At 68.0% G+C, this 10,502-nt stretch carries 11 protein-coding genes; 3 read left to right on the top strand and 8 right to left on the bottom strand.

All coding sequences use genetic code 11. The features are described 5' to 3' along the window. Window positions 1-102: 102 nt before the first annotated feature. From ABZU76_RS32785 to ABZU76_RS32770, 4 genes are read right to left on the bottom strand one after another with little or no spacing between them, the layout of a single operon-like run. A complete protein-coding gene (locus tag ABZU76_RS32785) occupies window positions 103-957 on the bottom strand; it encodes a carbohydrate ABC transporter permease (RefSeq protein ID WP_354876214.1) in 855 nt (284 codons plus the stop codon). Continuing rightward, window positions 954-1,889 (bottom strand): sugar ABC transporter permease, encoded by a 936-nt coding sequence (locus ABZU76_RS32780; protein WP_354876212.1) that lies wholly within the window; start codon window positions 1,887-1,889, stop codon window positions 954-956. The genes ABZU76_RS32785 and ABZU76_RS32780 overlap by 4 nt, the downstream gene beginning before the upstream one ends. Continuing rightward, the gene (locus tag ABZU76_RS32775; protein WP_354876210.1) at window positions 1,886-3,232 is read right to left on the bottom strand and encodes a sugar ABC transporter substrate-binding protein; all 1,347 of its coding nucleotides are present in this window, start codon (window positions 3,230-3,232) and stop codon (window positions 1,886-1,888) included. The genes ABZU76_RS32780 and ABZU76_RS32775 overlap by 4 nt, the downstream gene beginning before the upstream one ends. Continuing rightward, the gene (locus ABZU76_RS32770; RefSeq protein ID WP_354876208.1) at window positions 3,219-4,223 is read right to left on the bottom strand and encodes a zinc-dependent alcohol dehydrogenase family protein; all 1,005 of its coding nucleotides are present in this window, start codon (window positions 4,221-4,223) and stop codon (window positions 3,219-3,221) included. Before ABZU76_RS32770 ends, ABZU76_RS32775 begins: the two co-directional genes overlap by 14 nt. Before the next feature lie 131 nt (window positions 4,224-4,354). Here ABZU76_RS32770 and ABZU76_RS32765 point away from each other — a divergent pair, with 131 nt between their 5' ends. Then, window positions 4,355-5,338, top strand: a complete 984-nt coding sequence (locus ABZU76_RS32765; protein ID WP_354876206.1) for a sugar-binding domain-containing protein — start codon at window positions 4,355-4,357, stop codon at window positions 5,336-5,338. On the opposite strand, the gene ABZU76_RS32760 is transcribed toward ABZU76_RS32765, so the two are convergent. Further along, complete coding sequence (locus tag ABZU76_RS32760; RefSeq protein WP_354876204.1) at window positions 5,330-5,944, bottom strand: LysE family translocator; 615 nt, start codon at window positions 5,942-5,944, stop codon at window positions 5,330-5,332. The two genes, ABZU76_RS32765 and ABZU76_RS32760, sit on opposite strands and share 9 nt — an antisense overlap. 77 nt (window positions 5,945-6,021) lie before the next feature. Next, window positions 6,022-6,333, bottom strand: coding sequence for a helix-turn-helix domain-containing protein (locus tag ABZU76_RS32755; RefSeq protein ID WP_354876202.1), 312 nt, complete (start codon window positions 6,331-6,333; stop codon window positions 6,022-6,024). 66 nt (window positions 6,334-6,399) lie between these two features. Here ABZU76_RS32755 and ABZU76_RS32750 point away from each other — a divergent pair, with 66 nt between their 5' ends. Together ABZU76_RS32750 and ABZU76_RS32745 are read left to right on the top strand one after the other, a co-directional pair. Beyond that, the gene (locus tag ABZU76_RS32750; protein ID WP_354876200.1) at window positions 6,400-6,993 is read left to right on the top strand and encodes an NAD(P)-binding domain-containing protein; all 594 of its coding nucleotides are present in this window, start codon (window positions 6,400-6,402) and stop codon (window positions 6,991-6,993) included. A gap of 55 nt (window positions 6,994-7,048) precedes the next feature. Next, window positions 7,049-7,675, top strand: a complete 627-nt coding sequence (locus ABZU76_RS32745) for a hypothetical protein (protein ID WP_354876198.1) — start codon at window positions 7,049-7,051, stop codon at window positions 7,673-7,675. Between the two features lie 13 nt (window positions 7,676-7,688). Here ABZU76_RS32745 and ABZU76_RS32740 read toward each other — a convergent pair whose 3' ends face one another. Both ABZU76_RS32740 and ABZU76_RS32735 read right to left on the bottom strand, forming a co-directional pair. Beyond that, window positions 7,689-7,820 (bottom strand): hypothetical protein, encoded by a 132-nt coding sequence (locus tag ABZU76_RS32740; protein WP_255638653.1) that lies wholly within the window; start codon window positions 7,818-7,820, stop codon window positions 7,689-7,691. A gap of 94 nt (window positions 7,821-7,914) precedes the next feature. Next, window positions 7,915-10,419, bottom strand: a complete 2,505-nt coding sequence (locus ABZU76_RS32735; protein ID WP_354876196.1) for a DUF3516 domain-containing protein — start codon at window positions 10,417-10,419, stop codon at window positions 7,915-7,917. Window positions 10,420-10,502 lie beyond the last annotated feature (83 nt).

Here is a 10,502-nt window from a genome sequence, read left to right as displayed (position 1 = left end):
TAATTTTGTTTTTTGGTGTTGTTTTTTGTATTTCGTGTGGGGGTGGGTGGTGCCGGCACCACTCCCCCCGCCACATTGGGGCGCGTGAGAGCCGGGGACGAGCTACTTCACCGCACCCATCGACAACCCCCGCACCAGATGGTTCTGCGCGAACCACCCCACGATCATCACCGGCAGCGAAGCCAACAACGCCGCCGCCGACAGCTGGGCCCAGTACAGCCCTTCACTCGTGATGAACCCGACCAGGAACACCGGCACCGTCCCGGCCCGAGCGGCCGTGAGGTTCACCGCGTAGAAGAACTCCGTCCACGAGAAAATCACGCAGATCAGCGCCGTCGCGGCGATGCCCGGGGCGACGACCGGCATGATGATCTTGCGCAGCAGCGTCGGGAGGTTGGCGCCGTCGATGTGCGCCGCCTCGATCATCTCCCCCGGTACCTCCAGGAAAAACGACCGCATCATCCAGATCGCGAGCGGCAGGTTCATCGACGTGTACAGGATGATCAGCGCCCACACCGTGTCGAGCAGGTTGGTGTTCTGGGAGATCACGTACAGCGGGATGATGGCCGCGACGATCGGCAGCATCTTGGTGGACAGGAAGAAGCTCAGGGCGTTCTTCGTCTTCTTCACGGGCGCCAGCGAAAGCGCGTACGCCGCCGGGATACCGAGCAGCAGCACCAACAGCGTGGACACCACAGTCACGAACGCCGAGTTCGCCAGGTACGGCAGGAAGCCGCCCTTGAGAACCCCGGAGATCTGGTCGAACGTCGGGCTGAAGAAGAGCTTCGGCGGGTCCGTGTAGGCGTCGGATTCCTGCTTGAACGCCGTGAGGATCATCCACAGCAGCGGGAACACGAACAGGATCGCGACGATCCACGTGACGACCGTGAGTGAACCCGCCCCGTAGCGGCGCTTGCGCCCGGAAACCGCCGAAACCTCGGAAACAGCCGTGGTCATTTCGTGCCTCCGTCCACGGAGAACGCGCGGAACATCAGGCGCAGGGCGAACGTTGCCACGATCATCGTGATGATCACGACCACCACACCCATCGCCGACGACTGGCCGATGTCGAAGCCCTCGAACGCGCGCTGGTAGATGTAGAACGGCAGGTTCGTGCTCGCCGTGCCCGGACCGCCCTGCGTCATGAGGAAGATCGCGTCGAAGCTGTTCACGATGTAGATCGCGCCCAGCAGCGTCGCCAGTTGCAGGAACCGCGACAGGTGCGGCAGCGTGATGGACACGAACGTGCGCCAGCGGCCCGCGCCGTCGACCGACGCGGCCTCCAGCACGTCCTTCGGCTGACTCTGCAGGCCGGCGAGCGTCAGCAGCATCATGAACGGCGTCCACTGCCAGATGATCTGCGCCATCACCGCGGCGAGCGGGAACTGCGAAAGCCAGTCGATGTCGGTGCCGAACACGAAGTGCAGCAGGCCGTAGGTCGGGTCGAACATCGTGGTCTTCCACAGCAGTGCGCCGGCCGCCGGCAGGATCAGGAACGGCGTGATCAGCAGCGTGCGCACGAAACCGCGGCCGACGAACTTGCGGTCCAGCAGGATCGCCAAGCCCAGCCCGAGCAGCAGCGACAGGAACACGCACACCACCGTGAGCACCACGGTGTTGAGCAGCGCACCGAGGAACGTCGAGTCGGTGAAAACGTCGGCGTAGTTCTGGAAGCCGACGAAGTGGAACGAACCCGGCCGCACCAGGTTCCACGACTGGAACGAGTAGTAGATGGTGAGCAGGAAGGGAATCTGCGTCACCGCGATCACGAAGATCAACGCGGGCAACAGGGGCAGCCGCCGCTTCCCCGCCTTGTTGGTGGCCTTCTTCGTGCTCGCAGTGCGGGTGGTGACCGGCGCCGTGCCGGTGGGGACCGAAATCGTACTCATGGCTTCACCGCCTGGTAGGACTCGCCGACTGTGGCCGCGTACTTCTGCGACTGCTGTAACGCGTCCGCTACTGAGGTCTGGCCCGCGATCGCCGCCGACAACTGCTGGCTGACGCGCGTGCCGAGGTCCTGGAACTCCGGGATCCCCACGAACTGGATCCCCGGGTACGGCACCGGGCTCACCATGGCCTTCTGTTGGTTGGCGTCGGCGATCCCGTCGAGCGTCGGCTGGGCGTAGGCCTTGGCCGCATCGCGGTACTGCGGGATCTCATACGTCGACTGGCGCGTGCCCGGCGGCACGCGGTTCCAGCCGTAGGTCTCGCCGACCTTCTTCGCGTACGCCTTGTCGGTCATCCACGCCATGAACTTCCAGGCGTCGTCCTTGTCCTTGGCGACCTTCGGGATCCCGAGCGCCCAGGTGTAGAGCCAGCCGCTGGCCTGTGTCTTCTCGACCGGGGCCGGCGCGTAGCCGTTCTTGCCGACGACCTTGCTGCTGGTGGGGTCTTCGGTGGTGCCGGTCATCGACGTGGCGTCGTACCACATCGCGGCCTGGCCCTGGGCGTAGCGCGTGCCGCACTCGGAGAACCCTGCACTGGAGGCGCCGACCTCACCGTGGTCGCGCACGAGGTTCACGTAGAAGTTCGCCGCCTGTGTGAACTCCGGGCTGGTGAGCTTGGCGTTCCAGTCCTTGTCGAACCACTGCGCGCCGAAGGTGTTGGCGACCGTGGTGAACGGCGCGAGGCTCTCGCCCCAGCCCGGCTTGCCGCGCAGGCAGATGCCCGCGATGCCGGCGTTCTTGTCGTCGAGCTTCGCCGCGTCGTCCGCGATCTGCTGCCACGTGGGGTGCGCCGGCATCGTGATCCCGGCCTTGGCGAACAGGTCCTTGCGGTAGACCACAAAGGACGATTCCCCGTAGAACGGCACCGCGTACATCTGGTTCTCATACGACAGCGACTGCCGGATGCTCGGGATGAAGTCGTCCTCGTCGTAGCCGGGGGTGGCCAACATGTGCGGTTCGAGGTTCTCGAGCCAGCCGTTGGCCGCCCACTGCGGGGCCTCGTAGTTGCTGATCATCACCACGTCGAACTCGCCGCCCTGCGTGGCGGTGGACGCGGTGATCTTCGCGCGTGCCTCGTTCTCCGGCAGGGAGACGAACTTGAGGTGCACGCCCGGGTTCGCCTTCTCGAACTCACCCGAGAGCGAGATGGCGTCCTTCATCTGGGGGTTCGAGACGATCGCGATGACGAGCGTCCGCCCACCGTTGCCGAACGATCCGGCTCCGGCGCATCCCGTGACGAACAACGCTGTTGCGGCAAGGAGGCACAGGAGCTTACGCACGGCCACCTCCGGGGAGCACCTGGATCTTGAGGCCGGAGCCGCCGCGCATCTTGGCCAGCGCGTCGGGGTACTGCTCCAGCGGGAGCGTGTCGGTGATCAGCGCTTCGGTGTCGATGAAGCCCTTGGCGACGAGGTCGAGCGCGCTCGCGTAGCTGTTGAGCACGGCCATGGAGCCGACGATGGTGATCTCGTCGTTGTAGATGCGGAAGGGTGAGAGCGCCACGCGCGCCTCGGCGGGCGCGACGCCGAACACGAGCAGGCGGCCGCCGCGGCGCAGCGCGTCGAAAGCCGACTCGATGGCGGGGGCGGCGCCGGTGCAGTCGACAGCGGCGTCGTAGAGCTCACCGTCCAAAGCGGACACGTCCTCGGCCACGGCGGTGGCGCCGAGGCTGGTGGCGCGCGGCAGGCGGCTCGCGTTGCGATCGACGACCGTGACTTCGGCGCCCGCGCGCTGCAGCAGCTGCTGCATGATCAGGCCCATCGTGCCGGCGCCGACCACGAGGAACCGTTCGTCGGCCTCGACGCCGATGCGGCGCACACCGTGCACGGCGCACGAGACGGGTTCCACGAGCGCGCCCTGTTCCCACGTCATCGAGTCCGGCATCTTGTGGCAGGTGTCGGCCGGCACGGCGACGTACTCGGCGAACGCGCCGTTGACCGTGTCGCCGGTGGCGTTCCAGTTGGCGCAGAGGTTGCCGTGGCCGGAGCGGCACGGCGTGCAGTAGCCGCAGTACAGCGACGGGTCGACGGCCACGCGGTCGCCGATCTTCCACTCACCTGGCACGTCGGCGCCGAGCTCGACGATCTCGCCGGCGAACTCGTGGCCGGGAACGATGGGGTACGGCGTCGGCGGGAAGTGCCCGTCGGCGATGTGCAGGTCGGTCCCGCAGATCCCGCAGGCGCCGACCTTCACGACGACCTGGCGCTCTCCGGGCTTCGGATCGGGAACGTCGCCGACCCGGATTTCCCCGGGCCGGTCCACGATCGCGGCACGCATGCCTCATCCCCTTCCTAGGCGCTCATATGAGCGGTATTAACGAGTGGTGCGGCTAATTGGTGGAAGCATTACAGGTGTTTTCTAGGGCTTTCGTCAACCTTTTGGGTTGGATTCTGCGCTATGGTGCTCATATGAGCAGGAAGAAGCCCCGGCCACTGCTGACCGAGAGCTTGGAGCTGGCCACCATCGCCCGCCGCTTCTACGTGCAGGGCCGCTCGAAGCTGGAGATCGCCGAAGAGTTCGGCGTGAGCCGGTTCAAGGTCGCGCGCCTGCTCGACACCGCCCGGGAGACGGGCCTGGTCAGGGTGGAGTTCGACCTGCCCGCGCCGCTCGACGTGGAGCTGTCCGACGAGGTCAGGCGCGCGTACGGGCTTCGCCGCGCTTTGGTGCTCGAACGAGCGGCGGCGAAGGAGCCGCGCGAGGTCGTGCGCAAGAAGGTCGGAACGCTCGCCGCTCACCTCCTCGAGGAGATCGCCCGCCCGACGGACGTCATCGGGCTGTCGTGGGCCCGGTCGGTCAACGCGATGACCGAGGCCATCAGAACACTTCCGCGCTGCCCGATCGTGCAGTTGTGCGGCGTGCAGGCCGGCATGGACATGCGCGGGCGCTCGGTCGAAACCGTGAGCCGCGTGACCTCGGTCTCCGGCGGCGACGCTTATCCGATCTTCGGCCCGCTCGTGCTGCCGGACCGGCGGACCACGGAGATCCTGCGCCACCAGCCCGGCATCGCGGAGACTTTCGGGCAGTTCGGCAAGCTGACGAAAGCCGTGGTGAGCATCGGCGCCTGGTCACCCGGCGAGTCCACCGTGTACGACGCCCTGGACGAAGCCGAACGCGCCGCCATCGCCGCGCGCGGGGCGACGGCCGAGGTCGCGGCTCGACTGTTCGACACTTCGGGAAACGCTTTGTCGACGGGTCTGGCGCACCACGTCCTGGCGATCAGCACGGAGGAGCTGCTCGCGGTGCCGGAGGTGATCGCGATCGGCTACAGCGAACCGAAGGCGGCCGCGGTGGACGCCGTGCTGAGATCCGGCATGGTGTCGACGCTCATCACGGACGCGGCGGCCGCGGTGCCGTTGCTGGAGCTGGCGGAGAAGCGGCCTCTGTCAGAGTGAGCTGTCGACGGCGAGCACGCCGGCGAGGATGACGAAGCAGATGCCCGAGCCGGCGTCGACCTTCCGCTGGGTCTTGGCCTTGACGCCGGCGACGCCGATGGCCCGGCCGACCAGCACGTAGGCGAGGCCGACAACGAGCTCCACCCCGAGGTAGGCGGCGCCCAGCTCGGCGAGCGCTGTGGGGCTGCCGGTCGTGGTGAACTGCGGCAGGAGGGCGGCGAAGAGCAGCAGCGCCTTGGGGTTGCTGATGGCGACGGCGAACTCGTTGACCACCACGGCTCGCAGGTTCCTGCTCTTGGGCGGATCCTGCGTCTGGCTCATCTCGCGGCGGGCCTTGAGGATGCTGCTGAGGCCGAGCCACAGCAGGTAGGCGACGCCGATCCACTTGAGGATCGTGAGCAGCTCGGCGGACGCGGCCAGCAGCGTCCCCAGCCCGGCCGCGACGAGGCCGATCAGGACCACGAACGCCACGAACCGGCCGCCGATGCCGGCCATGGCGTAGCCGACGCCGTAGCGGGCGGCGTTGCGCAGGCCCAGCAGCTGGTTGGCGCCCGGGATGAGCGATACCAGGACCGCGGCGGGGACAAATCCGGCCCAATCGACCATGGCTCGCCTCCTCGGGTTTCGTCCGGGGGACGGTAACCCGGGTTTGTCCGGCTGGGGCAGGGTTTGTGACGAAGTCTTCAGGCGTTCTGGGCCTTGACCACTTCATCCCCGTGCTCGTCAGCCCATCGGCCGAACGCCTCGATCGGCCCGAGGAAGATTTCCCCCAGCGCGGTGAGGGCGTAGCGACCGTCGACGCGGCTGACGAGCCCGTCGCGCTCGAGGCGGCGGACGGCCTCCGTCAGCACCTTCGCGCTGATGCCGCCGATGTGCGTGCGCAGCTCACCGTGGCGGCGCGGGCCGTGGCGCAGAGCCCACAGCACCACCGGGTTCCACGTGTTCGAGACGAGGTCGAACGCGAGCCGTGTGCGGCAGTCCGCGAGGAAGTCCATGTCCGGTTACCTTTCGGTTCCTGCCGGGGTTCGTAGCGTCGGTGCCAGGTTACGAAAGGACTCGGCATGCGGATCGCATTGTTCGGCACGGGCGGAATGGCGCAGGCGTTGGGCGCGCACTGGTCTCGGCACTCGCTGGCCGTCTCGGGCCGGGACCCCGGACGTGCTGCCGCTCTGGCTCGGGAGCTGGGCGCCTCGGCGCTGCCGTGGGCTTCGGCCGCCGAGTGGGCGGACGTGGTGTTGCTGGGGCTGCCGGTTTCGGCGCTTTCGGTGATGACGGGCTTACCGCTGGCCGGGAAGGTGCTGATCGACTGCACGAACACACCGGGCAACAGCGATTCTCTTCCTCCGGGAACGCCTGTCGCCGCCGGACTCGCCGCGGCTGCGCCCGGTGCTTTGGTGGTGAAGGCGTTCAACCTCGCCCCCGTGGAAACCTGGCGAATGACGCCGCCGCTGTTCGAGGGGCGGCCGCTCGCGGTGCCGTTGTGCGGCGCTCCGGCGGCGGTCGACGTGGTGTCGGAGCTCGTCCGGGACGTCGGCTGCACTCCCCTGCCTGCCGGTGGCCTCGACCGCGCTGCCTTGCTGGAGGCGACTGCCGCGTTCGCGATCGGCTTGTGGCGCGGCGGCTTCGACACGCGGGCGGCGTTCGTCTCGGGGTGATCTCAGGGTGTTCACCGGATGTGCCCGCGGTGGTGTCCAGGCGATTGTTATTGCCGTGACTCGGGTTTCGCCGCGGTGGCGGCAGGCGGTGGTGTGGCTGCACGCGGTTTCGTCGATCGCGTGGATGAGCCAGGCGTTCGGGCTCATGACGCTGACGCTCGTGGCGCTCCAGGGCGACGCGGCCACGCGCGCCGCCGCGATGAACATGGCGCGGCACCTGGACACGGCGTTGCTGGCACCCATGGCGAACGCCGCCGCGTTCACCGGGCTGGTGCTTGCGGGCGCGACGGCCTGGGGGTTCTTCCGGCACTGGTGGGTACTCGTGAAGTTCGGGCTCACGCTGGTGCAGCTGTACGCCGGGATCTTCCTGCTGTCACCCGCCCTCGAGAACGCCGCCGCGACGGCCACCCCGACGTGGCAGCAGGCCGCCGGCGCGGGACTCATGGCGGGTGGCCTGGCCGTGCAGGCGTGGATTTCCGTGGCGAAGCCGTGGTCCCGCACACCCTGGTCCCCCGCCGCGAAACCCGCGACGGCGCCCACGTGGGTGTTCGTGGCGGCGATCGTCGCGCCGGTTCTCGACACCACCATGGGTCTGGTGCTGGGCTACCCGTTGCCCGCGCTGTCCCTGGTGATGCTCATCGTCCTGCTCAGCGGGCGGCGGCAGCGCCTGGCCGTGGCCTGACGCTGCCGCTCGTTCACTCGACGTCTCCGCCGCTGGCGGGCTTGGCCTCGACGTCGCCGCCGCTCGCCGGCTTCGCTTCCACATCCCCGCCACTGGCCGGCTTGGCCTCGACGTCACCACCGCTGTTGTTCTTGTCCTCCACCATGGTTCCCTCCTCCTTCTCGACGCGCCCAACGCTAAGGCGCACCGCGGAGCCCCACGGCCACTTGGACAAACCTCACTCAAACGGACGCGCGTCGTCAGAGCTGATTGACGTCCGTGATGCGCACGACGGCCGAGCCGATCTCGTCCGAGGCGCGCAGGTCGACCTCCGCGCTGATGCCCCAGTCGTGGTCACCGGCGGGGTCGTCGAAGATCTGGCGGACGCGCCACACGTCGGGTTCCTGCTCGATGAGCAGCAACGCGGGCCCGCGGGCGTCGGGGCCGATGCCCAGGGAATCGTGCTCGTCGAAGTAGTCCTCGATGGCGTCTTCCCAGGCGTCGGCGTCCCAGCCGGCGGCGGCGTCGAGCTCGCCCAGCGCGTAGTAGTTGCGGCGGGCGGCGAGTTCGACGCGGCGGAAGAGCTCGTTGCGCACCAGGACGCGGAAGGCGCGTTCGTTGCGGGTGACCGCGGGTGGCTCGGAAGGCCGGCGTTCCACAGGAGAACCGTCAGCAGACGGATGCCGCAACGCTTCCCACTCGTCCAGGAGGCTGGAGTCGACCTGGCGGACGAGCTCGCCCAGCCATTCGATGAGGTCCTGCAGCGCCTCGGTCTTCGCCTCGTCCGGGACGGTGTGGCGCAGAGCGTCGTAGGTGTCCGCCAGGTACCGCAGCACCAGGCCCTCGGAGCGCGCCAGCTGGTAGAAGCCGATGTACTCCACGAAGTTCATCGCGCGCTCGTACATGTCGCGCACCACGGACTTCGGGGACAGCTCGTAGTCCGCGACCCACGGGTGGCCCTGGCGGTAGCTGGAGTACGCCGCGGAAAGCAGCTCCTCCAACGGCTTCGGGTACGTCACCGCCTCGAGCAGCTCCATGCGCTCGTCGTACTCGATGCCTTCCGCCTTCATCGCCTGCACGGCCTCGCCGCGGGCCTTGAACTGCTGCTGCGACAGCACGGGCCGCGGGTCGTCCACAGTGGATTCCACAATGGTCACGACATCCAAAGCATACGAAGGCGATTCCACATCCAGCAGCTCCACCGCCGCCAAAGCGAACGGCGACAACGGCTGGTTCAAAGCGAAGTCGAACTGCAGATCCACCGTCAGCCGCACAATCCGGCCGTCAGCATCCGGCGTCGACAGACGCTCGACGACACCCGCGGCCAGCAACGCCCGGTAGATGGCGATCGCCCGCAGGATCAGCTTGCGCTGCGCCGGACGGTCGGAGTGGTTGTCCTCCAGCAGGTGGCGCATGTGGTCGAACGCGTTGCCCGGCCGGGAGATCACGTTCAGCAGCATCGAGTGGCTGACGCGGAAACTCGAGGTCAGCGGCTCGGGGTCGGCCGCGATCAGGCGGTCGAACGTGCTCTCCGTCCAGTTGACGAACCCCTCCGGCGCCTTCTTCCGGACGATCTTCTTCCTCTTCTTGGGGTCGTCGCCCGCCTTCTCAAGGGCCTTCGCGTTCTCCACGACGTGGTCGGGCGCCTCGACGACCACGTACCCGTCGGTGTCGTACCCGGCGCGACCCGCGCGGCCGGCGATCTGGTGGAACTCGCGCGCCTTCAGATGGCGCTGGCGCACGCCGTCGTACTTGGTCAGGGCGGAGAACACCACCGTGCGGATGGGCACGTTGATGCCGACGCCGAGCGTGTCCGTCCCGCAGATCACCTTGAGCAGCCCGGACTGCGCGAGCGTCTCGACCAGGCGCCGGTACTTCGGCAGCATCCCGGCGTGGTGCACGCCGATGCCGTGGCGCACGAGCCGCGAGAGCGTCTTGCCGAAGCCCGCGGAGAAGCGGAAGTCGCCGATGAGGTCGGCGATCGCGTCCTTCTCGGCCTTCGTCGTCACGTTGATGCTCATCAACGTCTGCGCCCGCTCGATGGCCGCGGCCTGGGAGAAGTGCACGACGTACACGGGCGCCTGGCCGCCGTGGAGCAGCTCGGACATGGTCTCGTGGATGGGCGTGAGCGCGTAGCGGAACGTCAGCGGCACCGGCCGCTCCGCCGACGTGACGACCGCCGTCGAGCGGCCCGTGCGCCGGGCGAGGTCCTTCTGGAAGAACGAGACGTCGCCCAAAGTGGCCGACATGAGCACGAATTGCGCGCCCGTCAGCTCGATGATCGGGACCTGCCACGCCCAGCCGCGGTCGGGCTCGGAGTAGAAGTGGAACTCGTCGGCGATCACCTGGCCCACGGGCGCGTCGGCACCGAAGCGCAACGCGATGTTCGCCAAGATTTCCGCGGTGCAGCAGATGATCGGCGCGTCCGCGTTCACGCTGGAGTCGCCGGTCATCATGCCGACCTTGTCGGCGCCGAAGATCTCGATGAGCTGGAAGAACTTCTCCGAGACCAGTGCTTTGATCGGGGCGGTGTAGTAGCTGCGGCGGCCGTGGGCGAGCGCCGTGAAGTGGGCGCCGACGGCCACGAGGCTCTTCCCGGAGCCGGTGGGCGTCGAGAGGATCACGTTGGCGCCCGAGACGACCTCGATCAGCGCCTCCTCCTGGGCCGGGTACAGCTGGATGCCCCGCTCGGCCGTCCACGTGGAGAAGGCTTCGAACAGGGAGTCGGCGTCGGGATCCGCTGGCAGGAGGTCTGTGAGTGTCATCGCGCTGCCCATCGTGCCATCCCCGGGCCGTCAGTTCCGCAGGGGCGATCGCGGGTGCTTGCCCCAACCCGTAGGCTTCGCGG

This window comes from Amycolatopsis sp. NPDC005232 (genome assembly GCF_040607795.1).
In the GTDB taxonomy this organism is placed as follows: Bacteria; Actinomycetota; Actinomycetes; order Mycobacteriales; family Pseudonocardiaceae; genus Amycolatopsis.
The sequence above is the reverse complement of the archived record's forward strand: the minus strand, read 5'-3'. Positions and strand labels throughout refer to the sequence as shown.

What these genes read in the sequence shown, in the direction of transcription:
- ABZU76_RS32760 (WP_354876204.1), bottom strand. Translation starts at nt 5,944, where the DNA reads ATGGTCGATTGGGCCGGATTTGTCCCCGCCGCGGTCCTGGTATCGCTC.
- ABZU76_RS32750 (WP_354876200.1), top strand. Translation starts at nt 6,400, where the DNA reads ATGCGGATCGCATTGTTCGGCACGGGCGGAATGGCGCAGGCGTTGGGC.
- ABZU76_RS32735 (WP_354876196.1), bottom strand. Translation starts at nt 10,419, where the DNA reads ATGACACTCACAGACCTCCTGCCAGCGGATCCCGACGCCGACTCCCTG.
- ABZU76_RS32785 (WP_354876214.1), bottom strand. Translation starts at nt 957, where the DNA reads ATGACCACGGCTGTTTCCGAGGTTTCGGCGGTTTCCGGGCGCAAGCGC.
- ABZU76_RS32765 (WP_354876206.1), top strand. Translation starts at nt 4,355, where the DNA reads ATGAGCAGGAAGAAGCCCCGGCCACTGCTGACCGAGAGCTTGGAGCTG.
- ABZU76_RS32770 (WP_354876208.1), bottom strand. Translation starts at nt 4,223, where the DNA reads ATGCGTGCCGCGATCGTGGACCGGCCCGGGGAAATCCGGGTCGGCGAC.
- ABZU76_RS32780 (WP_354876212.1), bottom strand. Translation starts at nt 1,889, where the DNA reads ATGAGTACGATTTCGGTCCCCACCGGCACGGCGCCGGTCACCACCCGC.
- ABZU76_RS32755 (WP_354876202.1), bottom strand. Translation starts at nt 6,333, where the DNA reads ATGGACTTCCTCGCGGACTGCCGCACACGGCTCGCGTTCGACCTCGTC.
- ABZU76_RS32740 (WP_255638653.1), bottom strand. Translation starts at nt 7,820, where the DNA reads ATGGTGGAGGACAAGAACAACAGCGGTGGTGACGTCGAGGCCAAGCCG.